Origin of the sequence: Halobacterium zhouii, from assembly GCF_021249405.1 — an archaeon.
GTDB classification, from domain to species: domain Archaea; phylum Halobacteriota; class Halobacteria; order Halobacteriales; family Halobacteriaceae; genus Halobacterium; species Halobacterium zhouii.
On sequence record NZ_CP089593.1, the window covers coordinates 847908 to 871183 of the forward strand.

Genomic DNA, 23276 nt, shown 5'->3' on the forward strand with positions numbered 1-23276 from the left:
GATCGCTGGATAACACCGCTGTTACCGGGTGACGCAGACGCCTACAACACCTTTCCGGTCGTGGTTCCTCGGCAGTGGTATGTATCACGTAACCAGCGGTGATCTGGCGTGGTAGTGACTGGAACCGCAGCGGCCGGCCTGCTCGTGGGTCGGTTGTTGTTCGGACTGGTGTTCGTGTTCCAGGGGGTGAACCACTTCCAGAACGTCGACTACATGTCCGGGTACGCGGAGTCCAAGGGCATCCCGGCGGCGCGACTGCTGACCGTCGTGTCTGGTGTGATGCTCGTCCTCGGCGGACTCGCCGTCGCGGCGGGCGCGTACGCGACGCTCGGCGCGGCCGCGATAGCGGTGTTCCTGCTGGTCGCGACACCGCTGATGCACGATTTCTGGGCGGTCCCGGAGGACCAGGCGGAGGGGGAGATGACTCACTTCCTGAAGAACCTCGAACTGCTCGGCGCTGCGCTCGTGGTCCTCGCCATCAGCACCGTGGAGTGGCAGTACGCGCTCGGCGTCGGACTGTTCTAGGGCGACACCACGTGCCCACTCCGCAGTGACGTTCCGCAACTCCGCCCGATAATGTTATCTGGTAAACACGTTTTCGGGATTCGCTCACGTCGATACGTCCGTGCGCTGGCACGGCATCGCGTTGTTCGTGGTTGTGGCGCTCGCTGCCGTCGCCATCGTCCCGGGATTGAGCACGGACGGTGACCTCGGCGTCACCTACCAAGTTCGCGGCGAGGAGGGGGACACCGTCCGCGTGACCGCGACGTTCCACGTCCCGAACGCGACGGTCCGCGTTCGCCTCCCGAGCAACGCGACGGTACTCTCCGCGAGGAACCTCGAGGACGCCGATGGGAAGTTCGACTACCGACTCGACGGTCCGTCGATCGCCACGCTCGTGTACACCGTCTCGGTCCACGACCCGCGCTCGTCGTACGCGGGGCAGAACGTGGCGGTGACGGACTCGTGGGCGATGTTCCGCCGGCACCGCGTCGAACCCGAGTACGCCACCACCAGCGAGGACTGGTCGGTCACCGAGCGGTACGCCGACGGCTGGTCGGGCGTCGCCGGCGCGGACATCGCGTACTGGGGGCCACACGAGCGCTACGACCGGCGGGTCGCCGGTCAGCGAATCACCCTCGTCGTTCCGGAGGCCGTGGAGGTCTCCCCGGACCGGATTCTCGACGCGCTCGAGGCGAGCGCCACCGGTCTCCGCGTCGGCGCGCGCGACGACCACGTCACCGTGTTCGTCGCGCCGGACCCGATTCGGCGCGGCGGGCTGACGTCCGGGTGGGAGACCGAGCACGCGCAGGACCTCTGGGTGCACGGGATGTCCTCGCTGTCCACCGCCAACGACGTCTGGGTCCACGAGTACGTCCACACGCGACAGAACTGGACCGCCACCAACCGGATGGCGTGGTTCCGCGAGGCCAGCGCGGAGTACTACGGCGCGCTGTTCGCGTACCGGCAGGGCCGGGTGTCCTTCGACTCGTTCCAGACGTACCTCCGGAACGTCGGCCCGACCGGTAACGCGACCATCGACGCGCCTGCCACCTGGCGGACGACCGACGTTCCCTACGAGAAGGGCGCGATGGTCGCGGCCGCACTCGACGCCCGCATCCGCCTGGCGTCGGACGGCGAGCGCTCGCTCCAGTGGGTCATCGCCCGGATGAACGACCACGAGGGGGCGGTGACAGTCGCGGACTTCAGGCGCCTCGTCGAGGAGGCCGCTGGCAGGTCCTTCGACGACTGGTTCGAGCGCTACGTGAACGGCACCGCGCTGCCGACGATGCCGACGAAGCCGGTCGCCTACGCGTCGATTCCCACGAACGAGTCGCTGGGTCCGGCTCCAGGCAACGCGTCGACCGACGCGTCCGGTTTGACGTGACCGCCAACCGTTTTGGTGGTTCCCCGCGAGAGCACGTACATGGAGTACACGACGCTCGGCGACACCGGGATGAAGGTGAGTCGCATCTGCCTGGGGTGTATGAGTTTCGGCTCCTCGGAGTGGCGCCCGTGGGTGCTCGACGAGGACGACGCCGCGCCCATCATCGAGCGCGCCATCGAACTCGGGGTCAACTTCTTCGACACCGCGAACATGTACTCGAACGGCGAGTCGGAGCGCGTTCTCGGGGACGTCCTCGCGGGGTACGAACGGGACGCCCAGGTCGTCGCCACCAAGGGGTACTTCCAGATGGACGACGCCGACCCGAACTCCGGCGGTCTCTCCCGGAAGGCCATCGACCACCAACTCGAGGCTTCCCTCGACCGCCTCGGGATGGACACCGTCGACCTCTACCAGACCCACCGGTGGGACGACGACACACCCGTCGAGCAGACGCTCGCGGCCCTCGACGACGCCGTCCGGCGGGGCAAGACGCGGTACGTCGGCGCGTCCTCGATGTGGGCCCACCAGTTCGCCGAAGCCCTGCACACCAGCGAGCGCGAGGACTACGAGCGGTTCGTCACGATGCAGAACCACTACAACCTCGCGTACCGCGAGGAGGAACGCGAGATGCTGCCACTGTGCGAGCGCGAGGGCGTCGGCGTGATGCCGTGGTCACCGCTCGCCCGAGGCTACCTCACGCGCCCCCACGAGGACGTCGACGCGACGACGCGCGGGTCCACGGAGGAGCACATGTACGAACACCCCTACCGGGAGGGCGGCGGCCCCGAGATTAACGAGCGCGTGCAGGAACTCGCCGCCCGGAAGGACGTGAAGATGGCCCAGATAGCCCTCGCGTGGCTGTTCCACAAGAACTGGGTGGACGCCCCCATCGTCGGCACCACGAGCGTCGAGCACCTGGAGGACGCTGTCGAGGCACTCGACATCGACCTCTCGGACTCCGACATCGAGTATCTCGAAGAGCCCTACCAGCCGGTTCCGGTGTCCGGACACGACTGATAGAAACGCGCTTTGGGGCGTAGAAGACGACTGGCCGGACTGCTATCTGTGGCTGCCCGCTGGTCGGGTCGACTAGAGCCCGTCGTCGGCTATATATTTCGACGCCGAAACCACTATAATTTGGGGGTGCTACGATTGGTCCATGGAGGAGCTAACGGGATTCCAGTGGGACCTGATCTGCGTGCTGTGTGGCCTCGACGAACCGAAGGGGATGACCGTTCAGGAGGAACTCACGGAGTACTACGGATCGGAAGTGTTGCACGCCCGCGTCTACCAGAACCTCGACTCGCTGGTCGAGAGCGGACTCGTCGAGAAAGGCGAGCAGGACTCCCGGACGAACTTCTACCGCGTCACGGACGACGGCCGGCGCGTCCTCGCGGAACGCATCGAGTGGAAGCGCCAGTATCTCGACGCGTCACCGGTAGACGCGGACTGACCCCGCGGATGACTGTTCGTGAGCGGACAGATTGACCCTCACACTACCACGGTTACCAGTACGTAACCCGCTCACACCACGGTTACCGAGTGCCTAAGGGCGTGGCGTCCCTCCGAACTAATACATGACTGCCACCGACGAATCCGTTCAGGACCTCCCGCCGAGCGCGAAACTCGTCCTCAAGGTGCTGGAGTACAACGGCGGCCTGACGCAGAAACAGATCGTCGAGAACTCCCGGCTGTCCCAGCGCACCGTCCGCGACGCGCTCGACCGCCTCCAGGAGGTAGACGTCGTCGAGAAGGACATCTACATCCCGGACGCGCGCCAGAACCTCTACCGACTCTCCCTGGAGGACGACGACACGGAGTCCGAGACCGAGGAGGCCGTCTCGGAGGCGCTCGCCGAGTAACTACTCCGCTCGTCCGCCGGTTCTCCGCTTTCTCCTTTCCTCGTCCACCTACACGACCGACGCGGTCTCCTCGTCGACGGGTTCGAGGTGTCGGTCGCCCCACTCGACCATCGACGTCACGACCGGCTCGAGTGACTGCCCGAGTTCGGTGAGCGCGTACTCCACGCGGACCGGCTTCTCGCTCACGATGTCCCGGGAGACGATTCGCTTTTCCTCCAGGTCATCGAGGCTCTCGGAGAGCACCTTGCTCGAGACGCCCTCGATTTCGGACTGGAGCGCGTTGAACCCGAGTTCGCCGTGCTCGAGGAGGCGGTGGATGATGACGGGATGCCACTTCTTCCCGACGAGGGACGCTGTCGCCGTGATCGAACACCATCCCTCTCCCGGACACCAGGCGGGCAACTGCTCGATGTCGTCCATACGACCCCGCTACGCAACTGCGCCAGTTAAGGCTACCCACCCAGGCACGATGCTCGCCCGCTACGTGGTTCGGTCGTCTCCGCCCGCTACGAGTTTCTGCCGTCTTCGCCGTACTCCGAGAGCGCGTCCCACCCGGTCAGCTCTTCGATCCGGGCGATCACGTCCGAGATAGGCCCGGACCCTCGTTCTTCGCCGGTTGTCCAGCCCTCAGCGCCTTCACTGCCGACGTAGGCGGTCTCGGCGGTCTCGTCGTAGTAGATTGGCGCGCCGGCCGAGTCCACGCCGACGAGGCGCGACCCGTCGACTTCCCCTGGGATGTCGTCGAACGCGTTCGTCGGCGTGTCTGGGTTCGTTCCGACCATGACTCGTTGTTGGTCGACCACGTCCAAAGTAGCGGTGGCCGTCCGGGCCTGGACCTGATTCGTTCCCCGTTCGGGTCTGTGGTCCGATCCGTTTCCCGCTCAGTCTGTGCCCAATCAATCACCCGTTCGGTCTGTGGCTCGGTCCGTCGCGGGGCGCTTAAATCCGAGTGGGGAGTACGAAGGCGCGTGCAGAACGTCACGGACCGAACGAGCAACCCCTTCGACATGCGCCCGCCGTGCGAAACCGCCGTTCCCGGATACGGCGACGCGAACGCCGACTTCCACGTCGTCGGCGACCACCCCGGCGTCCACGGTGGTGTGGAGTCCGGCGTCCCCTTCACCGGGACTGAGGCAGCGACCCGCCTCCGGCGCGCGCTCGCGGACGCCGGCCTGCTCGTGGAGGGCGAACCCTCGAACGCGTTCTTCTCGTACCTCCACATGTGCGTGCCAGGCGACCCGAGCGACGATTCGAAAGACGTCCCGTCAGAGCCGAGCGAGGCGGACTACGTCGAACTCGAACCGTTCTTCGACGCGGAACTGCGGGCCATCACCGCCCACGTCCTCCTGCCGGTGGGCGAGCGCGCGACCCGCCACGTCCTCGAAACGTACACCGCCATCGACCCCGACGACGTGACCCTCGAGGACGTGCACGCCGATGAACTTCGCGGCAGTGGCTGGCTCGTCGTGCCCGCACTCGACCCCCGGGAGTGGAGCGAGGGCGACGCCGAGGCGTACGTCGACGCGCTCCGTGCGCTTCGGGAGACCGACTACCGCCGGGAGTCAGACCTCGGTCGGTTCCTCGTCGGCCCGGAGCCCTACGTGGTTCGATAGTCACATGTCTGCCCACTGTGAATCCCGCGGCGTGCACCACATCCAGTTGACGAACGCCGCCTTCGAGGGGCGGAACAGCGTCTACCTCCTCGGGGCGGCCGACGACGCCGCGCCCACGACGCTCGTGGACACCGGCATCGCGACGCCGGACGTGCGCGCGGAGTTGCGGGACGCGCTCGCCGCCCGCGGCGCGTCGTTCGCGGACGTCGATAAGATCCTGCTCACTCACTGGCATCACGACCACGCCGGCCTCGCGGGCGCTATTCAGGCTGAGAGCGACGCGACCGTCTACGTCCACGAGGCGGACGCGCCGCTCGTCGCTCAGGAACCCGACGCTGTCGACGCGCTCCACGAACGCCAGCGCGAGTATCTCGACCAGTGGGGGATGCCCGCGGACAAGCAGCGTGAACTCCTCGACTTCGTCGGCACGCACGACGGCCTCCGCGGCGAACCGGCAGACGTCACGCCGCTGTCGGACGGTGACACCGTCTCCGTCGGCGCGCTCGACCTGGAGGCCGTTCACCTCCCCGGTCACGCCGCTGGCCTGCTCGCGTACTCGTTTGAACGGGACGGCCGCCGCGAGGCGTTCGTCGGCGACGCCGTCCTCCCGAAGTACACGCCGAATGTCGGCGGCGCGGACGTGCGCGTCGACCGACCGCTCCAACAGTACCTCGACAGCCTCGAGCGCGTAGAGTCCCTGGCCCTCGACCGGGCGTGGCCGGGCCACCGTGGCCCCATCTTCGCGCCGACCGAGCGCGCCCGCGACATCGCCGCCCACCACGACGAGCGCACCGAGCGCGTCCGGACAGTCGTCGAGGAGCACGCGCCCGCCACCGCGTGGGAAGTCAGCGCGGAACTGTTCGGAACGCTGTCGACCATCCACATCCTCCACGGTCCGGGCGAGGCGTACGCCCACCTCGACCACCTGGTCCGCGAGGGCGAACTCGAACAGACCGACGACGGCTACGTGTCGGCGTAACCGAGCGTGGGGACGTGACTGCGCGCTGGGCCACTCGGATTCCCGCTCCCCCAATTGATTTTGACGGTGGGCGCCTATCCACACGTATGGTCGCAGCAGAGTCATCCACGGAACTCGAGGCCGGCGACGACGCACCCGACTTCGAACTGCAGGGGACGGACGGCGAGACGCACGCGCTCGGCGACTTCGCCGACAACGACGCCGTGCTCGTCGTGTTCACTTGCAACCACTGTCCGTACGCGCAGGCCAAGTTCGACGTGCTGAACGACATCGCCGCGGACTACGACGACGTCGCCGTCGTCGGCATCAACCCGAACGACGCCGAGCAGTACCCCGACGACTCCGTAGAGCGCATGCGGGAACTCGTCGAAGATGGCACCATCCAGTACGACGCTTACCTCCGTGACGAGTCCCAGGACGTCGCTCGCGCGTACGGCGCGGTCTGCACGCCCGACCCGTTCCTCCTGCGGAACGCTGGCGACAGCTTCGAGGTGGCGTACCACGGACGACTCGACGACGCCACGAACCCCGACGACGAACCGACGCGGCCGGCCGGCGAGATGCGGGACGCCATCGACAGCGTGCTCGCGGGCGAGTCCGTCGACCAGGCGTTCGAGCCCTCCCGGGGTTGCTCCATCAAATGGCGGGAGGCGTAAGCCGCGCTGTACTGCCGCCGCGGACCACCAAACCCCTAAGCCCGCTCGCTTCGATGCCTCTCACATGAGTCTGATTCTCGACGACACCGCGGAGGCGTTCCTCACGGCGGCGAACCCCGAACAGTCGCCGCTGCTCGCGGAGATGACCGAGTACGGGAACGAACAGGGGTTCCCAATCGTCGGCCCGGACGTCGGCCAGTTCCTTCGCGTGACCGCGCGACTCGCTGGCGCGAAGCGCGTCTTCGAGTTCGGGTCGGGATTCGGCTACTCAGCGGCGTGGTTCCTCGGTGCGCTCCCGGCGGACGGCGACATCGTGCTCACGGACTACGACGAGGGCAACCTCGCGGACGCACGCGGGTTCCTCTCGCGTGCGGGCCACGACACTCGGATTCATTACGAGGCTGGGGACGCCATGGAGACGTTCGAGCGCCACGACGGCCCGTTCGATATCATCCTGATCGACCACAACAAGTCGATGTACGTCGACGCGTTCGAGGACGCACGTGAGGACCTTGCGCCGGGCGGCGTGGTCGTCGCGGACAACATGATGGCGGGTCCCGTCGAACCCGAGCACGTCACTGCGGCGCTCCGCGGCGAGGACCCCGTGGACGAACACACGGACGCCATCGCGTCGTACATCGAGCACGTCCGGGACGACCCGGAGTTCGAGACGGCGTTCGTCCCGCTCGGCGAGGGCGTCGCGGTCAGCGTGAAAACTGACTGACTCGGGTCGACTCGACGCGGAACCGACGCCGTCTGCAGTCGCTGCTCACTGCTTGAACGCCTCGACGCGGGACAGCGCGGCGTCCTCGTTGTCCTCCTCGACTCGCTCGTAGCGCTGGCCTTCCGGGGCCTGCTCGAGGCGGTCGAAAATCACCGCCCAGTCGCCGCGCGCGGTCTGTCGCAGTCGGATCACCGCGTAGCCGTCCTCGCGCTCCCACTCCCGTCCGTCCGGGCGGTCGATCTCTGTCCACTCCATGCGCCGACGTTGGCGCGACAGCACGTTAATCCCGCGACCCGGACTCCGGCCGCCGCGGTTCACTCCTCGAGTCGCTGGCGCTCCGTGTCGGCGTCCTGCCCGCTCGTTTCCGTGTCTTCGCTGTCCTCCTCGACTCGCTCGAGCACGACGCCGTCCTCGAAGCGCCCGCGCTTGCTCGCCTTCGCGGCCTGGCGCTGTGGGAGTTCACCAGCCCCAACGTCGTGGGTCGCCGCGATGGCGTCCACCACCTCGAGGACGTCCGCGAGTTCGTCGACGTCCCGGCTCTCAGCGTACTCCTCGGCCTCCTCGACGAGCTTCGCGGCGAGGTAGTCGCGGTACTCCTCGCCGGACACCTCGCGGACGACCGGCGTCTCCCCGTCCTCGCGCACGACCTCCGGAATCCGGTCACGAACCAGTTTGTCGTACTCGCGCGCCATACCGACAGGAGGGACGCCACAGAGAAGAAGGTTCGCGCCGCGGCGAGTCACCGGGACACTCGCGCCGGAGACCACCACCCACTTCGGTGGTCAGTCCAGTGCCGCGAGGACCTCGTCGGCGTGCTCCTCGGGGTCGACACCCTCGAACGCAGCGACGATGGTGCCGTCCGGGCCGACGACGTACGTGTTCCGGAACGTCCCGTCGAACGTGTCCCCGAACATGTTCTTCTCGCCGTAGGAGTCGTACTGGGTGGCGATGCTGCCGTCCTCGTCGCTGAGCAACTCGAACGGGAGGTTGTACTCCGCGGCGAAGTCCGCGAGGTCGGAGACGGGGTCGTCGCTGATGCCGAGCACGGCGACACCGCGGTCCTCGTACTCGCCCCAGCGGTCCCGGAAACTGCACGCCTCGGTGGTGCACCCGGGCGTGTCGGCGCGCGGGTAGAAGTAGACGACGACGTACTGGTCGTCGTAGTCCGAGAGCGCCACCGTCTCGCCGTCCTGATTCGGCAGTTCGAAGTCGGGCGCGGTATCGCCTTCTGCGAGCATACTAGTCGTCGGGGCGCCCCCACCGAAGTCGTTACGGAACCAGCGAGAGCGCGTACAGCGCACCCATCCCCACGGCGACGGTGGCGAGCATGTCCTCCGTGCGCCACGCGACGACGGCCGCGAGCGCGCCGGCGAGCAGTCGGTGGTTGTCGAGCGAGACGGCGAGCGCGCCCCCCTGCAACAGGAGTTCCGGAACCACGAGCGCCGCGAGCACGGCGGGTGGCACGAGCGCGAGCGTTCGCTCGACGCGTGGCGGTACCTCCTCCATCCGGCCGAACAGCGCGACGAACGACACGCGGAGCAGGTACGACCCGGCCGCCGCGCCGAGCACGACAAGCCAGAGATTCAACGCCCTCCCCCCGTGGCGGCCGACGGCCGCGTCACCCCGACAGCGGCTCTCTCCTCGTCGGTATCGCTCATCCGGCCACCCCCGTCGCGTCCACGAACGACCCAGCCAGCACGCCCACGAGCGCCGCCGCGACGAGGCCGAGGTTCATCGGTAGCCCGACGGCGACGACCGCCGCGAACCCGCCGACAGCGGCCGCAATCGCGGTCGGTTCGTCCGAGATCGAGGGGACGAGCAGCGCCAGGAACAACAGCGGAATCGCGAAGTCCAACTGGAGGCCTTCGGGCACGCGGTCGCCGAGCGCGACGCCTGCCACCGTCCCGGCCATCCATCCGCCGTATATCGCCGCGACGACGCCGAGGAAGTACGCCCGGCGGTCCGTCTCCGGCGCTTGCTCGTACTCGGTGACCGCGATGGCGAACGTCGTGTCCACGATGAACTGGCTGAGCGCGACCCGCCAGCGCTCCGCGAGCCGACGGAAGTGGGGCGCGAGCGCGGCGCTGTACATCACGTACCGCAGGTTCACCACGACCGCCGTGAGCAACACGACGGCGAGGGGCGCGTTCGCGTTCAGCAACTCGATGGCCGCTAGCTGGGACGCGCCGCCGAACACCAGCGCGGACATCGCCACCGCCTGCAGGTCGGTGAACCCGGCCTGCACCGCTGCCGCGCCCGCGACGAATCCAAAGGGGATGTTCGCGGGGAGCGTCGGCAGCGAATCCCACACCCCGGAGCGGAAGTCCGCGCGCTCGGTCATGGACGGTGTAGTCGCCGGGGCGGAGAAGAAGGTTCGCGTTCCGGCAGCCGAACCGCTGGGGGTGACTGGCTGCGTCGCGCTCAGAGTCGGTAGTCGCTTTCCCGAATCTGGGCGTACTTGCCCTTCCGGTAGCGGAACTTCGCGCGCTTGTACTTCGCGTACAGTTTCAGGCCGCCGCCGGCGTGGCGCGCGTTCGACTTCGTGATAATCTTCCCGCTGTCGTTGGATGCGAGCATCTGCCGAGTGATCCGGATCGTCTCGTCCCAGTCGTCGGGGCCGAAGTCGCTGACCACGTCCGCCATCGCGACGTTCCGGCGGAGTTCGTCCCCGATGGCGTCGTGCCACGCGTCGTTGTACTCTGTTAGGCGACCCTCTGCGGCGAGTTTTCCCGCGAGCAGGCCGGTGCGGTGTGCGACGTGGTCGCCGCCCTCGTGGAACGCAGACGTCGTCCCCATCGCGCCGCCCGCCACGGCGATGCCCGCCTTCGTCGGGGATTCGATGGGCCGAGTCGAGGAGATGGGGTAGGTCTCCGTGCTGTCGGACTTGCCGTGTCCCTCGACGCGCGGGAAGTCAGACTCGACGTCGTACTCGTCGCCGTACAGTTCCTCGAGGAGGCGGCGGACGTACTCCCCGCCGGAGGGGATCCGCTCGTCGTCCTCGCGGAGCAACCGCCACTCCGAGGCGTCGAAGTCGTCGACGTCCATCCCGATGGGCATCGTGAGGCCGACGCGAGCGACGTTGTCCCGATTCGGGAAGATCCACGGGTACGCCGTCTTGCCAGGCATCCATCCCCACCAGAACTTCAGCGAGTCCGCGTCGAACAGTTCCTCGGGAATCCGCCGGTACTCCTGGTAGGCGATGTGGTTCGCGGTCGGCGGACTGAGCACCTCGCTCGCTTGCTTCCCCTCCGGGAGCAGCGGGTCGAGGACGGACATCGTCACCTGTCGCTGCGGGCCGTCTGCGAGAATCAGGTACTCCGTCTCGACTTCCTCGCCGTCCCCCAGTGTGAGCGTGTGGGAGTGGCCGGCCGCGCGGTCCGCGTTCGAGCGGTCCGAGTCCACGGACTTCACCGACGTCCCGGCGACGTACTCCGCGCCGGCGTCCTCTGCGCGCTCCCGGAGCCAGTCGTCGAACTTCGCGCGGTGGAACGTGAACCCGAAGTTCCCGTAGTCCGAGTCGACGCCGGTGCGGTCGAGGGTTACCGACTCGCTCGGGCCGGCGAACTCGGTGTCCGCGAGTTCCTGCTCGACGACGTCCTCGGGGATGTTCTCGAACTCGAGGTCCGCGACCTCCAGCCAGTAGTCGAGGAAGCCGGCGGCGTCCGTCGAGTCCGGTCCGAGTCGATCGCGGTCCGCGCGCGGCACGCCCTTCTCGTAGACGACGGCGTCCGCGCCCCGGTCGGCGGCCGCGTAGGCGGCGGCCGACCCAGCCGGTCCGCCACCCACGATGGCCACGTCTACGTGCTTCATAGTCGGGAATCTGCACGCCGGCGTTAAAGTGCTTCGAGTTTTCACGTCGCCACCACGCTCAAGCGACTCGCTCACGTCACTTCGACTATGTCTGATCGTGCGGCTCCCACCCTCGACGACCCTGTGGACGTGGGTTCCGTGACGCTCCGCAACCGGCTCTACCGTTCGCCGGTGCTGGAGTGTGCGGGCACAGACGAGGACACGGCCGGGGTGTTACGCAGCGAACTCGAACCCGCGGCAGCGTCGGGCGCGGGCCTCATCTGCCAGGGCGCGACCATCGTGCGCAGCGACGGGGGGTGTGCCGCGCCGAACATGACGCGCGTCCACGACGACACGTTCGTCGCCTCGCTCGCTCCCGTCCCCGAGGCCATCGAGAACCACGGCGGCACGGTGTTCGCACAGCTAGAGCACGGCGGCCTGCGTTCGATGGAGACGTGGCACGAGGAGTTCCGGAACGCCCACCCCAACCTCGACCAACTCGCCGTCTCACGCCCGCCGCTCCCGATGCGACTGGCCGACCGCGTCGGACTTCTCGACCTCTCACCGGACGTGCTCACGACCGACGAGGTGTACGACCTCGCGGCGGACTTCGGGCGCGCCGCCGAACGCCTCGCGGACGCGGGCTACCACGGCATCCACGTCGCCGGCGCGAACATGGGCATCGTCCAGCAGTTTCTCTCCCCGTTCTACAACCGCCGCGAGGACGAGTTCGGCGACGGCTTTCGCTTCCTCGAACTCGTCCACGACGAGGTCCGGGCGCGCACGGACCTCCCCCTGATCACGAAGGTGCCCGCCGAGACCCGCTCGCCGCCCGGCGTTCGAAGCCACCTCTCGGACGACGACTGCGTGCGACTCTGCGAGCGCGCCGCCGACACGGGGTTCGACGCGGTCACCCCGGTCGCCGTGAACGTGTTCTGGGACATGCATATCATCCGGGGCGAGTACCCCGAGCGGGCGTGGCAGGCCGACGAGTTCCAGGCCGGCTATGAGGCGGCCTTCGGGAGCGGGTGGCGCGCCCGCCTCGTCTCTCTCGCGAATCAGTTCCAGGCCAGAGCAGCGACGTTCGAACCAGCGTGGAACGCCGACCTCTGTCGACGCGTCCGGGAGCGCGTGGACGTCCCGGTGATGCTAGAGGGCGGCGTCCGCGAGCGCGAGCGCATCGACCGCCTGCTCGGCGACGCCTGCGACCTCGTCGGGATGGGCCGGCCGTTCTACGCCGAACCACGGCTGCCCGCCCGCATCCTCGACGACCCCGATGCCGACGTCGCCTGCGAGAACTGCAACAACTGTACGGTGCCCCAGGTCACTGGCGCGCCCGGGGTCTGTCGTACGCCCTCGGTGCTCGCCGAACGCGGCCGCCACGAGCAGGAGGATGCGTACGAGCGGGATTGAGCGAACGCGAGACCACAGCAGCGGTGGCTCCGGTCACCCGAGTACGTATCGAGTCCACGGATACCGCTCGACGAGCGGTTCTCCGTCGACGTCGTACTGTTCGATGTACTGGTCGAGGCCGAGGATTCGCCCGGCTCCGAACGCAGCGACCGAGAGGAACACGAGCATGTACGCGAAGTCGCCGTTGATGTAGCCGTGGGCGACGTCCCAGTTGCCGAGGTAGAACAGGAGCATCATGAACGCGCCCCAGAACGCCGCGAGACGCGTGAGCGCTCCGAACAGGAGTCCGAGTCCGATGAGGAGTTCGCCCCACGGCACGGCGACGTCGACGAACGCAACGAACCACTGCGTGTTCCCCATCGCGGCGAACAGGTCGGCGGCGGGACTGCCGTTCGCCGCCGGCGCGTTCAGCAGGTAGCCACTCGCCGAGAAACCGCCCGAGACGACCTTGTCGAGTCCACTCTGGAGGAACGCCAGCCCCATCATGAGCCTGAGCGCGAGGATGAACCACACGCTCAGCGTGTGGAGTCTTCCTTCGGCTGTGAATCCGCCGACCGTGCTCTGGAGTGTCACCTCTTCAGACGACATGTAATTGAGAAAACACGGGGTGCTGATAAACCTGCGTGGTGGCCGGGACTGACCCGATTACACCGTCGAGCGACCAGCGACGACGCGGACGAACCCGCCGACGCGGCGTTCGTCGCGCGTCAACTCCGTGTTGGCGGCGAGCGCGTCACGGGCAGCGTCGATGTTCGCGTCGAGTCGCCGCGACGGGGAGTCGTCGCGCCCGGACGCGTCCCCCCGGTCGCCGGGTGCGCCCGCCGCGACGAACGCGTCGAACGCCCGGTTCAGGCCGCTCGCGACGCCGTGGTTCGACCGTCCGGCCTCGAGCACGGCGACGCGGCCGTCCGGGTTCAGACAGTCCGTCCAGCGCTCGACCGCAGACGCGGGGTCGTCGAGCATCCCGACGACGAACGACCCCAGGACGGCGTCGACGTCGTCGACGGGCGGATTCGCGGCGTCGCCACGGACCAGATGGACGTTCTCCCAGCCCTCGCGCTCGACGCGGCGCTCTGCCTCCGCGAGCATTCCCGGCGTGAGGTCGACGCCGACGACGCGACCGCCGCTGCCGACGCGCTCGCGGAGGTGTGGGAGGTTCGCGCCGGTTCCACAGCCGAGGTCGACGACGGTGTCGCCGGGCGAGAGCGCGAGCGCGTCCGCGGCCGCTCCCCGGAGTCCCCCGAGCCCCGGGAGCAGGCGGCAGAGCCAGTCGTAGGCGCGCGCCCACCGGCCGTAGAACGCCTGGGTCTCCGCCACGCTCATGGTCGGTGTTCGCGCTCGCCGGAGAAAAACGCGCTGGCGGCGGCCGGCAGACAACCAAATTCGGTCATCCCAGGGATACAAGGGAACCGACTGCCGTGCGTTCGTATGGACCGCGTACACGTCGCTTACGACCTGGTTCGGGCGTACGTGTACTCGCTCGTGCTCGCCACAGTCGTCACTGCGCTCTGGGTCGCCAGCCCCAGGCTTGCAGAACAACCGAAGGTGGCGAGCGTCTGGGCCGTGGTCGCCGGATTCGGGGGAATCGTCCTGCTGACGTTCGGTCTCACGCACGCCGCTCGCCGGTAGTTGAGGGCGCTCCGAGTGACGCCGGCCTGAACGCGTGGGAGAGCGCGCCGAGCGTGCCCAGAACGATAGGGGTGCCGAGGCTCACGTACAGCAGTTGCCCCGACTGCCAGTACGCGCCGAGACGGGCCACGTTCCACAGCACCACGAGGAACGCGACCCACGCCAGCAGGCCGAAAGCCGCGCCGCCCGCGAGCGCTCGCGGCCACGTTCTGGCGAGCAGGCCGACTGCGATGCCGCCGACGAGCAGGCCGAGCCAGTGGACCGCAGACAGCGCCAGCGCGGCGAGTGCTACCGCGAACAGTGGGACGCGCCGCATCAGCGCTCACCCCGGAACTGCACGGTTCGCTCGTCGAACTCGCGGTCGAACGGGAGGTACTCGTCGGCCGCCCACGCCGCCAGCTGGTCGTGGTACTGCTCGCTGAAGGGGTCGCCGGCGTTCCCGCCCGGAAGCACGACCTGCGACTCGCCGGCCATCGGCACGACCATCCGCCAACTGCTCCCGACGTCGCTGTCCCGGCGGTAGTTGTTCACCGTCGCGGGCGACCCGTCCGTCGGCATCTCGGGGTAGTTCAGGAACGACTGGTCGAAGGGGTGTTCGAGCGCGACGACGTTGTAGTCGCCGTACGTCTCCCAGCGCGTCGACGCCACGCGTTCGCTGGCGGCGTCGAGTGCTGACCGCATCGCCGCCGTCGCGCTCGCGGGCGTCTCTCCGCGGTCGAACCAGTCGTCGCCGTCTTCGAGATGGACGGTCACCCAGTCGCCCGGCCAGTAGCCCTCGTCGAGTCCCGCGGCATCGAACCCACTCGCGTACAGTTCCCTGCGGTAGGCGTCGAGGAAGACGGCGAACGCGAGTGCCCCTTCGCTGTCCTGGACCATCCGGTAGTCCCAGTTGGCGAGCGCCGCGAACGGTGCGCCGGCGCTCTCCACGTCGACGGCGTCGAGCAGACGGGGGACGAGGCGCCGGGCACGCGTGTCGAGTGCGTCCCGCTGGAGATCGCGCATGTCCGCGGGCGTCACGGTTCCGTCGCCGTCCCCCCGCCCTCGGCCGGTCCACTCGTCGAGCAGTTCGTAGATGCGCTCGCCCCGGAACGGTGGGCTGTAGGACTCCGCGAAATAGTGTTCGGGGTCGTCGACGACGCGCTGGTTCGCGGTGGCGACGTACCCCGGGTTCACCGCGCCGGGTTTCTCCTCGAAGGGGACGAAGCCCTCCCACGACGACTCGCCGTAGGGCTCGAACCCCGCCCACTCGCCCTCGCCGGCGGAGCCGTCGAACACCCGCCACCCCGGGACCTCCTCGCCGTCCACGCGCCGAATCGGGATGCGGCCGGTCGCCTTGTAGTACGTGTTGCCCTCGCGGTCCGCGTACACGAGGTTCTGCGTCGGCAACTCGAAGTCACGGGTCGCCGCCCGCACGTCGTCGAGACCGCTGCTCCGCGCGAAGGCGTAGATGGCGTCGGTCGTTGCCGTCGCCGACAGCCCCGTCCACGCCACACCCACGCGCTGGCTATCACCGCCCGGGCTGTTCCCGCTACCGTCGTCGCTCCCACTGCCGCCGACCACCGCCTCGCGCTCCAGCAGCGGGCCGTGGACGGTCTTGCGCTTCGTCACGGTGACGTCATCGGCGCCGCGCACGGCGATGGTGTGGTCCTCCGTGTCGAACTCCCGCCACTCGCCGTCGTACCGGTAGCGCTCCCGGTCTATCTCGTACGTGTAGCAGTCGAGTACGTCCGCGCCGACGTTCGTGAACCCCCACGCCCCCGACTGGTTCTCGCCGATGATGACGAACGGAACACCCGGGAACGTCACTCCGCGGACGTCGTAGTCGCCCGCCGCGAGATGCTGCTGGTACCAGACGGGCGGCGCCATCAGCGAGAGGTGGGGGTCGTTGGCGACGATGGGTTTCCCGCTTTCCGTGTGCTCGCCGCCCACCACCCAGCTGTTCGACCCGACGCCGTTTGGAGACTCGAATCCCGAGAGCCAGCCGGTGAGCGCAGCGTCTGGCGTCGGGTCCGCGGTGCGCGCTCGCCCGCGCTTCCGTTCCCCCCGCCGCTCGCTCGCCGCACTCGAACCGCCGTCCAGCCCGCCCCCCAGAATCGGGCTGTCGTGGTCGTAGCGCCGCGGGAACAACTCCTCGTGGCCCCCGCCGAGGGCGTCCCGGAGGCGGGCGCGCCGCAGCGTCTCGAAACTCCCGGTGAGCGTCCACGAGATCTGGAGTTGCATCAGCATCGTGTCCGCGGGCGTCCACGGCGCCGGTTCGTAGTCCAGCAACTCGAACTCCGGCGGCAGACGGTTCTGCTCGCGGGCGGCGTTCACGCCCTCCGCGAACGCCTCGGTGAGGCCGGCGACCGTCGGATTCCGATTCTGGAGCGCCGACCAGTTGGTGTCGGCGGCGCGCGCGAAATCCATCCTCGCGTGGAACTCGTCCGAGGACACCGCCGCTTCGCCCACTATCTCGGCTATCTGCCCGCGCATCTGCCGGCGCTGGATGTCCATCTGAAACAGCCGGTCGGTGCCCTGCGCGAACCCCACCGCGTAGTACAGCGCGCGCTCGTCGTCAGCGGAAACCCGGGGCACCCGGTGGTCGTCGTACGAGAGCGTGGCGTCGCCGTACGGACTCGACACGCTGCCCGGCAGGTCGTCGGTCGTCGCGCGCCAGACGTCTCCCGACAGCGGCGCGAACCGCTCGAGGTAACTCGCCGCCGGCGAGAACAGGCCGCCGGCCGCGACCCCGCCGAGAACCGCGGCGACGAGTCCGCGCCGCACCTTGTCCACGTCGTCCATGCTCCGGAGTTCGGCCGGTGCACCATAACTGTACAGGACAGTTCTCAGACACGTATCGGTCGCGGCCTATCGACTCCCGAAACGCAGACGCGTCGCTACTGTCCGTAGGATTCGAACTTCTCCTGGACGACGCCCAGTTGCTCGTCGGTGAGTTCCGCGGGTTCGCCGTGCTGGCGCGCCTGCAGGTAGACGCGGGCGAGATTCTCGACGTGCATCGTGTTCTCGACGGCCGACGGCAGGTCCTCCCCCACGACGACGAGGCCGTGGTGGGCGAGCAGGCAGGCCCTCGAGTCCGCGGCCTCCATCTCCGAAACCACGAGTTCCGCAAGGTCGTCGGTGCCGTAGGGCGCGTACCCCGCCACCGGCACGCGCTTCCCGACCGCCGTAATCATGTAGTGGATCGGCGGCAGTTCCTCGCCGAGCACCGCGAGCGTCGTCGCCCACGTCGAGTGCGTGTGGACGATAGCGCCCGCGTCGAGGCGACGGTAGATGCCCGTGTGCATCGGCACCTCGCTCGTCGGCGCCATCTCCCCCGCGACCACGTCACCGTCGAGCGTGACGACGGGCACGTCCTCCTCGTCGAACCCGTCGTAGGGAACGCCGGTCGGAGTCGCTGCGAAGCGGTCGTCCCGTCGGACACTCAGATTCCCGGTTCGTCCGGGCGTCAGGTCGCTCAACTGCGGTGCGTGGTCGACGACGGCGACGCGTTCTGGCGCGAGCATTACAGTACTAACTCCGTTAGGTCGGCGAACTCCTGAATCTGGTGGTCGGGGCGCTGCCGCCCCTCCAGACCCTCGGCGTCCTCGTTGAACAGCACCGTGGTGAGGCCGACCGCGTTCCCGCCGACCACGTCAGATTCGATGGAATCTCCGACCATCAACACCTCGCTCGCTCGCAGATCCAGTTGCGCGAGCGGCAGCGTGAACATCACGCTCCCCGGCTTCTCCCGGCCGGTCTCCTCGGAGGTCAACACGAGGTCGACGTGCTCTTCGATGCCCAGTTCCTCGATCTTCTTCAACTGGATGCGCGTCGTCAGGTTCGAGACGACCGCCACCTCGACGCCAGCGTCCTGCAGGGTCGCCAGGGTCTCCTCGACGCCGTCGAACAACTCCATCTCCTCGACGTACGTCCCCCAGTACGCCTCGCCGAGCGCCAGCGCCTCCCGCGCGCTGTGCGTGCCCGTGTGGATCTGGATGGCGCGCTTGAAGTAGAGGAACCGCTCGTGGGCCGACGCCGTTCCCGCGAGTTCGCGTTTCACCTCGTGTCGCGCCTCCGCGTAGAGGTCGTCGAAGGACTCCCTGTCCAGGTCGTAGCCGAGTTCGAGTGCCCGCTCGAAGGCCGACTGTTTCCCCGCCTCGTTGCACTCCGGGTAGGAGTACAGCGTGTCGTCGAGGTCGACGAACACCGCCTCGTAGCTCATGCCCTCGCCTTCTGTGGGCGTCGTGTTAGCTCTTGGTTTTGGTTGGCTTGCGTGACAGCGATAGCTAGCTATCGCGACTGGACAGACTGTTCCAACGGGGCCTCAGAGTGGTCACAGAAGCAAGTCGAGTTCCGACACCAAACTGCCGTCCGAATACTGCGACTCGGACTTACGGGAACAGACCGCGCAGGTTGTGTGCGTTGGCCGTGCGCTCGAGAGCGATTGTGTAGGCGGCCGTCCGCAGGTCGGGGATCTCCTTTTCCTCGTACGCGGCGAGCATCTCGTCGAACGCCATCGTCAGGCGGTCCTCGAGGTCGCGGTTGACCTCACCGACCTCCCAGGAGTACTGCTGGCTGTTCTGCACCCACTCCAGATACGAGACGATGACGCCGCCCGCGTTCGCGAGGATGTCCGGAACGACCGGAATCTCGCGGTCGACGAGCACGCTCGCCGCGTCGAACGTCGTCGGGCCGTTCGCGGCCTCGACGACGACGTCGGCCTGCATGCGCTCGGCGACGTCGACTGTGATGACGTTCTCGATGGCCGCGGGGATGAGCGCGTCCACGTCTGCGGTCAGCAACTCGTCGTTCGATATCTCCTCGGCCGGCTCGTAGCCGTCCAGTCGGCCGTCGTTGTCGTCGACGTAGTCGAGAACGTCCGTGATGTCGAGGCCGTCGGGGTCGTAGATGGCGCCGCCGACGTCGGAGACGGCGACGACGTTCGCGCCGCGTTCGTCGAGCAGTTGTGCGGTGACGCTGCCGACGTTCCCGAAGCCCTGGATCGCGACGTCGGCGTCGCCGACGTGCGTGCCGAGGTAGTCGAATATCTCCTCGGTGACGATGGAGACGCCGCGACCCGTCGCCTCCACGCGGCCGTCGGTCCCGCCGATCTCGGGCGGTTTTCCGGTGACGACCTCGGGGACGGCGTGCCCCTGGTACATCGAGTACGTGTCCATGATCCACGCCATGGTGCGCGGGTTCGTGTTCACGTCCGGCGCGGGGATGTCGATGTCCGGCCCGATCATCCGGCGGATGCCCTCCGTGTACCGACGGGTGAGCTGTTCGATCTCGCCCTCGGAGAGGTCCTTCGGTTCGCAGATGATGCCGCCTTTCGCGCCGCCGAACGGCAGGTCGACGAGCGCGGTCTTCCACGTCATCCAGCCCGCGAGCGCGGACACTTCGTCCTTCGAGACGGTTGGGTGGTAGCGGATGCCGCCCTTGAACGGGCCGCGCGCGCTGTCGAACTGGCACCGGTACGCCTCGAACACCTCGACGGAGCCGTCGTCCATGCGGACGGGCAGGCTCACGGTGAGCGTTCGTTCCGGCGTCTTCAGGCGTTCGAAGATGCCGTCGTCGATGTCCACGTACTCTCTCGCGCGTTCCATCTGCGCGAGCATATTATCCAGCGGGCTGCTGTCGGCCATGCGTCGCAATATTTGCGTACCGTATAAGGAAACGTCGCATCGAACCCGGTGTGCCAATCGCAACCACGACCGGCCGGCTCGGGGTCCACGTCGAGTGCCGACCGCGACGTTACTCCTCGTCGTCAGGCAACTTCAGGACGTTCTCGCGGCCGATGCGGAACGACTCGACCTCGTCGTTCTCGCGCATCTGTTTGACCACCTGGCTGGTCTTGGCCTCAGTCCAGTCCATCTCGTCGACGAGCGCCTGCTGTTTCGCGCGCCCGCCCTCGCGGTCGAGGAACCGCTTCACGCGCTCCTCGTTGCTCAGGAGTTCCGCCGGCGGTTCGTCGTCGGTCGACTCGCCCGCCGCGGACTCGTCCGCGCCGGTGGTCGCTGCACCGTCACCGCCCCCAGCAGCGGCGTCGTCCGACCCGCCGCCCGGCGTGCGGTCGTCCCCGTACTGCTCACGGTAGTACCAGCCAGCGGCGCCGAGCACGCCCGCCGCCGCAAGTGCCCCGACGACCGCCGGAACCAGAAGTTCGCTCAGGCCCGCGTTCCCACTACCGTCGTCCGGCGGCGGCGTGTTGGCGTCCTCGGAGTCTGTCGCGTCGTCGGCACCCGGCGACACCACGACCCGGGGCTCGCCCGTCGAGAACTCCTTCGGGCCGGCCCACTCGACCGCGTTCTCGTTCGGGCGCTGGGCGTCCGGGTCGACGTCGACCAGTCCGTAGGACTCGGGCCACGAGATTCTGAGCGACGTCTCGTTGTCGAGGTAGAACCCCTCGAGGGCGTCCCCCGCGACCAGTCGGTCGCCGTTCACGGCGGCGAAGTTCGACCACTTGAACGAGTACGTGACGACGCCGAGTGTCTCCTCGTTGAACGTGTTCACTCGCGTCGATATCGCGACGTTCGACACGCTCATGTCGCGGTTCGTCGTGTCCGCCGCGGCGGCGACGGTCTCCGCGATGCGCTTCCGGAACGTCTCCGTGTACGCGGAACTGTCGTTCTGGATGTCCGCCTGGAGGGATTCGAAGGCCGCCACCTCGGAGTCGTTCGACAGTCGCATCCGGTAGGTGAACGTCCACGTCGCGCTGCCGTTCTCGTGCAGGTTCGCAGAGAGCGACACGCTGTCGGGGTCGAACTCCTCGGGCATTCCGGTGGCTTCGCTCGGCGTCGCCGCGCCGACGGGAACGCCCGCGACGACCACCAGAGCGAGCAGGACACACACCACTCCGCGGTTCATATCCCCCGTCGAACGGCGAGCGTTGAAAGCGTTATTATCGCTTCTGTCACACCTATAACTATTCGGCGGGTCCGATTCGGGTCCCAGTCTACGCACCGAACCCGGGGTACTGGCCGGCTACCGCCCCTGCCACTCGGGTTCGCGGTCCTCGAAGAACGCGTCGATGCCCTCGTTCTTGTCCGCGGTGGCGAACAGTTGCGCGAACAGTTCGGCCTCGTACTCGATTCCCTCCTCCAGACTTGTTCTCGACCCCGCCTTCACCGCGTCCTTCACGAACTCCAGGGCGACCGGACTGTGCGCGGCCATCGACGCCGCCAGTTCCGTGACCGCGTCGTCGAACTCGCCGTCGTCGTACACGTCCTCGACGAGTCCGATGTCCGCTGCTTCCTCGGCGTCGACCGGTTCGCCCGACAGCACGAGTTTCATCGCCTGGCCCTCGCCGACGAGGCGCGGCAAGCGCTGGGTCGCGCCGCCGCCCGGAATGATTCCGAGGTTGATCTCGGGACTCCCGAGTTTCGCGCGCTCGTGGGCCAGCCGGACGTCGCAGGCGAGTGCGAGTTCGAGGCCGCCCCCGAGCGCGTGCCCGTTCAGTCGCGCGATGACTGGCTGGCGGAGGTCGTCGACGACCTCGTAAACCCGAGGTCGCTCGCTCGCACGGCGCTGCTCGATGGCGTCGCGTTCCCGTAACTCGCCGACGTCCGCGCCCGCGACGAACGCCTTCGCGTCGTCGCTGCCCGTGAGAACGACGACGCGCGCGTCGCTGTCCTCGACCGCCGCGAGCACCGACTTCAGTTCCCGCCGAACCTGCGCGTTCAGCGCGTTCCGCGCGTCCGGGCGGTCGATGGTGACCGTCGTGACGTACTCGGGGTCGTCTTCGCGCACGCGAACGAACTCGTAGTCCGCCACGGCGTCCTCGACGGTCGGCACGTCGTCGCCCGCGGTCATTGCTCCCCACCCCGTTCGCCGCTCGTGCCGACGATTTCGCCGTCCTCCCAGATGTAGAACCCCTCGCCGGTCTTCTTCCCGAGTTTCCCGGCGCGCACCTTCCGCTTGAGACTCTGGGGCGGGCGGAACCGCTCGCCGAGCTCCTCCCGGAGGTGTTCGAGGATGTCCAGGCGAACATCCAGCCCCACGACGTCACCGAGTTCGATGGGTCCCATCGGGTGGTTGTAGCCGAGTTCCATCGCGGCGTCCACGTCCCGGGGGTCGGCGACGCCTTCCTCGACCATCCGCATCGCCTCGACGCCCAGCGCGACGCCGAGTCGGGAGGACGCGAACCCGGGCGAATCGGTGACTTCGACGGCCGTCTTCCCCACGTCCTCGACGAAATCGCTGGCGAACGCGAGCGTCTCGTCGCTCGTTTGCTCCGCGACGACGACTTCCACGAGCGCCATGATGTGTACGGGGTTGAAGAAGTGCAGACCGACGAACCGCTCGGGATTCTCGAGCACCGATGCGAGTTCGGTGACGGGGAGACTGGACGTGTTCGACGCGAGCACCGCGTCGGCGGGCGCGGCGTCCGCGGCCTCGGACAGCACGCTCTGCTTGAGGTCGGTGTCTTCGGGCACGGCCTCCACGACGAGGTCGGCGTCGCCCGCCGCCTCGTCGAGGTCCGTGGTCCCGGTCAGCCGGTCGAGCGTGGCGTCACGTTCGCCCGGGGTCACCTTCTCGCGCTCGACGCCGCCCTCGAGGTTCGACTCGATGCTGTTCAACCCATCTCGCACGATGTCGTCTTCCACGTCGCGGAGCCACACGTCGTGGCCCGCCATCGCCGAAACCTGGGCGATGCCGTGGCCCATCGTGCCAGCGCCGAGTACGGCTACCTTCATGTGAGTGGATTGCTCGGTATGCGTGAAAAAGCTACGTAGGACGGGGGC

The 23276-nt window shown here is 68.0% G+C and carries 29 protein-coding genes; 11 read left to right on the forward strand and 18 right to left on the reverse strand.

The features are described from left to right. Positions 1-114 precede the first annotated feature (114 nt). The 5 genes from LT970_RS04345 to LT970_RS04365 all read left to right on the forward strand — a co-directional run bounded on the left by LT970_RS04345 (position 115) and on the right by LT970_RS04365 (position 3750). Positions 115-525 carry a DoxX family protein gene (locus tag LT970_RS04345; RefSeq protein WP_232688237.1) on the forward strand — a complete coding sequence of 137 codons (411 nt, stop codon included), beginning with the start codon at positions 115-117 and terminating at the stop codon, positions 523-525. A 100-nt stretch (positions 526-625) separates the two neighbouring features. Beyond that, positions 626-1888: a M61 metallopeptidase family protein gene (locus tag LT970_RS04350; protein ID WP_232688238.1), complete on the forward strand. Its 1263-nt coding sequence runs from the start codon at positions 626-628 to the stop codon at positions 1886-1888. Positions 1889-1927: 39 nt separating this feature from the next. Further along, positions 1928-2905, forward strand: a complete 978-nt coding sequence (locus tag LT970_RS04355) for an aldo/keto reductase (protein ID WP_232688239.1) — start codon at positions 1928-1930, stop codon at positions 2903-2905. A gap of 142 nt (positions 2906-3047) precedes the next feature. After that, positions 3048-3341 (forward strand): archaellum operon transcriptional activator EarA family protein, encoded by a 294-nt coding sequence (locus tag LT970_RS04360; protein WP_232688240.1) that lies wholly within the window; start codon positions 3048-3050, stop codon positions 3339-3341. Positions 3342-3465: 124 nt separating this feature from the next. After that, positions 3466-3750 carry a MarR family transcriptional regulator gene (locus tag LT970_RS04365; protein WP_232688241.1) on the forward strand — a complete coding sequence of 95 codons (285 nt, stop codon included), beginning with the start codon at positions 3466-3468 and terminating at the stop codon, positions 3748-3750. A gap of 48 nt (positions 3751-3798) precedes the next feature. Here LT970_RS04365 and LT970_RS04370 read toward each other — a convergent pair whose 3' ends face one another. Both LT970_RS04370 and LT970_RS04375 read right to left on the reverse strand, forming a co-directional pair. Next, positions 3799-4170: a winged helix-turn-helix transcriptional regulator gene (locus LT970_RS04370; protein ID WP_232688242.1), complete on the reverse strand. Its 372-nt coding sequence runs from the start codon at positions 4168-4170 to the stop codon at positions 3799-3801. A gap of 86 nt (positions 4171-4256) precedes the next feature. Then, positions 4257-4559 carry a hypothetical protein gene (locus LT970_RS04375; RefSeq protein ID WP_232688243.1) on the reverse strand — a complete coding sequence of 101 codons (303 nt, stop codon included), beginning with the start codon at positions 4557-4559 and terminating at the stop codon, positions 4257-4259. A 159-nt stretch (positions 4560-4718) separates the two neighbouring features. On the opposite strand from LT970_RS04375, the gene LT970_RS04380 reads away from it, so the two are divergent. The 4 genes from LT970_RS04380 (at position 4719) to LT970_RS04395 (ending at position 7722) form a co-directional block, all read left to right on the forward strand. Further along, on the forward strand, positions 4719-5363 hold the full coding sequence (locus LT970_RS04380) for a uracil-DNA glycosylase family protein (RefSeq protein WP_232688244.1): 645 nt from the start codon (positions 4719-4721) through the stop codon (positions 5361-5363). A gap of 31 nt (positions 5364-5394) precedes the next feature. Then, positions 5395-6342: an MBL fold metallo-hydrolase gene (locus tag LT970_RS04385; RefSeq protein WP_432419612.1), complete on the forward strand. Its 948-nt coding sequence runs from the start codon at positions 5395-5397 to the stop codon at positions 6340-6342. Between the two features lie 86 nt (positions 6343-6428). After that, positions 6429-6998: a thioredoxin family protein gene (locus LT970_RS04390; RefSeq protein WP_232688246.1), complete on the forward strand. Its 570-nt coding sequence runs from the start codon at positions 6429-6431 to the stop codon at positions 6996-6998. Positions 6999-7062: 64 nt separating this feature from the next. After that, positions 7063-7722, forward strand: a complete 660-nt coding sequence (locus LT970_RS04395) for an O-methyltransferase (protein ID WP_232688247.1) — start codon at positions 7063-7065, stop codon at positions 7720-7722. Positions 7723-7767: 45 nt separating this feature from the next. On the opposite strand, the gene LT970_RS04400 is transcribed toward LT970_RS04395, so the two are convergent. From LT970_RS04400 to LT970_RS04425, 6 genes are all read right to left on the reverse strand, one after another. Then, on the reverse strand, positions 7768-7977 hold the full coding sequence (locus tag LT970_RS04400) for a DUF7543 family protein (protein ID WP_232688248.1): 210 nt from the start codon (positions 7975-7977) through the stop codon (positions 7768-7770). Between the two features lie 59 nt (positions 7978-8036). Then, the gene (locus LT970_RS04405; protein ID WP_232688249.1) at positions 8037-8414 is read right to left on the reverse strand and encodes a nucleoside triphosphate pyrophosphohydrolase; all 378 of its coding nucleotides are present in this window, start codon (positions 8412-8414) and stop codon (positions 8037-8039) included. 90 nt (positions 8415-8504) lie between these two features. Next, a complete protein-coding gene (bcp, locus tag LT970_RS04410; protein WP_232688250.1) occupies positions 8505-8960 on the reverse strand; it encodes a thioredoxin-dependent thiol peroxidase in 456 nt (151 codons plus the stop codon). Between the two features lie 31 nt (positions 8961-8991). After that, the gene (locus LT970_RS04415; protein WP_232688251.1) at positions 8992-9309 is read right to left on the reverse strand and encodes an AzlD domain-containing protein; all 318 of its coding nucleotides are present in this window, start codon (positions 9307-9309) and stop codon (positions 8992-8994) included. Between the two features lie 67 nt (positions 9310-9376). After that, a complete protein-coding gene (locus LT970_RS04420) occupies positions 9377-10063 on the reverse strand; it encodes an AzlC family ABC transporter permease (protein WP_232688252.1) in 687 nt (228 codons plus the stop codon). 80 nt (positions 10064-10143) lie between these two features. Beyond that, positions 10144-11532, reverse strand: coding sequence for an NAD(P)/FAD-dependent oxidoreductase (locus LT970_RS04425; RefSeq protein WP_232688253.1), 1389 nt, complete (start codon positions 11530-11532; stop codon positions 10144-10146). Positions 11533-11619: 87 nt separating this feature from the next. Here LT970_RS04425 and LT970_RS04430 point away from each other — a divergent pair, with 87 nt between their 5' ends. Next, the gene (locus LT970_RS04430; RefSeq protein WP_232688254.1) at positions 11620-12924 is read left to right on the forward strand and encodes an oxidoreductase; all 1305 of its coding nucleotides are present in this window, start codon (positions 11620-11622) and stop codon (positions 12922-12924) included. 33 nt (positions 12925-12957) lie between these two features. Here LT970_RS04430 and LT970_RS04435 read toward each other — a convergent pair whose 3' ends face one another. Then, positions 12958-13512 (reverse strand): DoxX family protein, encoded by a 555-nt coding sequence (locus tag LT970_RS04435; RefSeq protein WP_232688255.1) that lies wholly within the window; start codon positions 13510-13512, stop codon positions 12958-12960. Positions 13513-13569: 57 nt separating this feature from the next. Continuing rightward, entirely contained in the window at positions 13570-14247 is a 678-nt protein-coding gene (locus LT970_RS04440) for a class I SAM-dependent methyltransferase (protein WP_232688256.1), read from the reverse strand. A gap of 105 nt (positions 14248-14352) precedes the next feature. Between LT970_RS04440 and LT970_RS04445 the strand changes: the two genes are divergently transcribed. Continuing rightward, positions 14353-14553, forward strand: coding sequence for a hypothetical protein (locus LT970_RS04445; RefSeq protein WP_232688257.1), 201 nt, complete (start codon positions 14353-14355; stop codon positions 14551-14553). Here the strand turns inward: LT970_RS04445 and LT970_RS04450 are convergent. From LT970_RS04450 to LT970_RS04485, 8 genes are all read right to left on the reverse strand, one after another. Beyond that, positions 14531-14869 carry a DUF1440 domain-containing protein gene (locus LT970_RS04450; protein ID WP_232688258.1) on the reverse strand — a complete coding sequence of 113 codons (339 nt, stop codon included), beginning with the start codon at positions 14867-14869 and terminating at the stop codon, positions 14531-14533. The two genes, LT970_RS04445 and LT970_RS04450, sit on opposite strands and share 23 nt — an antisense overlap. Then, positions 14869-17334, reverse strand: a complete 2466-nt coding sequence (locus LT970_RS04455; RefSeq protein ID WP_232688259.1) for a penicillin acylase family protein — start codon at positions 17332-17334, stop codon at positions 14869-14871. The genes LT970_RS04450 and LT970_RS04455 overlap by 1 nt, the downstream gene beginning before the upstream one ends. A 95-nt stretch (positions 17335-17429) precedes the next feature. After that, entirely contained in the window at positions 17430-18056 is a 627-nt protein-coding gene (locus LT970_RS04460; RefSeq protein WP_232688260.1) for a ribulose-1-phosphate aldolase, read from the reverse strand. Further along, positions 18056-18754, reverse strand: coding sequence for a ribulose-1,5-bisphosphate 5-phosphatase (locus LT970_RS04465; protein ID WP_232688261.1), 699 nt, complete (start codon positions 18752-18754; stop codon positions 18056-18058). Before LT970_RS04465 ends, LT970_RS04460 begins: the two co-directional genes overlap by 1 nt. Positions 18755-18923: 169 nt before the next feature. Continuing rightward, positions 18924-20177: a Glu/Leu/Phe/Val family dehydrogenase gene (locus tag LT970_RS04470; RefSeq protein ID WP_232688262.1), complete on the reverse strand. Its 1254-nt coding sequence runs from the start codon at positions 20175-20177 to the stop codon at positions 18924-18926. Between the two features lie 109 nt (positions 20178-20286). Then, positions 20287-21399 (reverse strand): helix-turn-helix transcriptional regulator, encoded by a 1113-nt coding sequence (locus tag LT970_RS04475; protein ID WP_232688263.1) that lies wholly within the window; start codon positions 21397-21399, stop codon positions 20287-20289. Between the two features lie 117 nt (positions 21400-21516). Further along, positions 21517-22344 carry an enoyl-CoA hydratase/isomerase family protein gene (locus tag LT970_RS04480; RefSeq protein WP_232688264.1) on the reverse strand — a complete coding sequence of 276 codons (828 nt, stop codon included), beginning with the start codon at positions 22342-22344 and terminating at the stop codon, positions 21517-21519. Beyond that, complete coding sequence (locus LT970_RS04485) at positions 22341-23228, reverse strand: 3-hydroxyacyl-CoA dehydrogenase family protein (RefSeq protein WP_232688265.1); 888 nt, start codon at positions 23226-23228, stop codon at positions 22341-22343. The genes LT970_RS04480 and LT970_RS04485 overlap by 4 nt, the downstream gene beginning before the upstream one ends. Positions 23229-23276 lie beyond the last annotated feature (48 nt).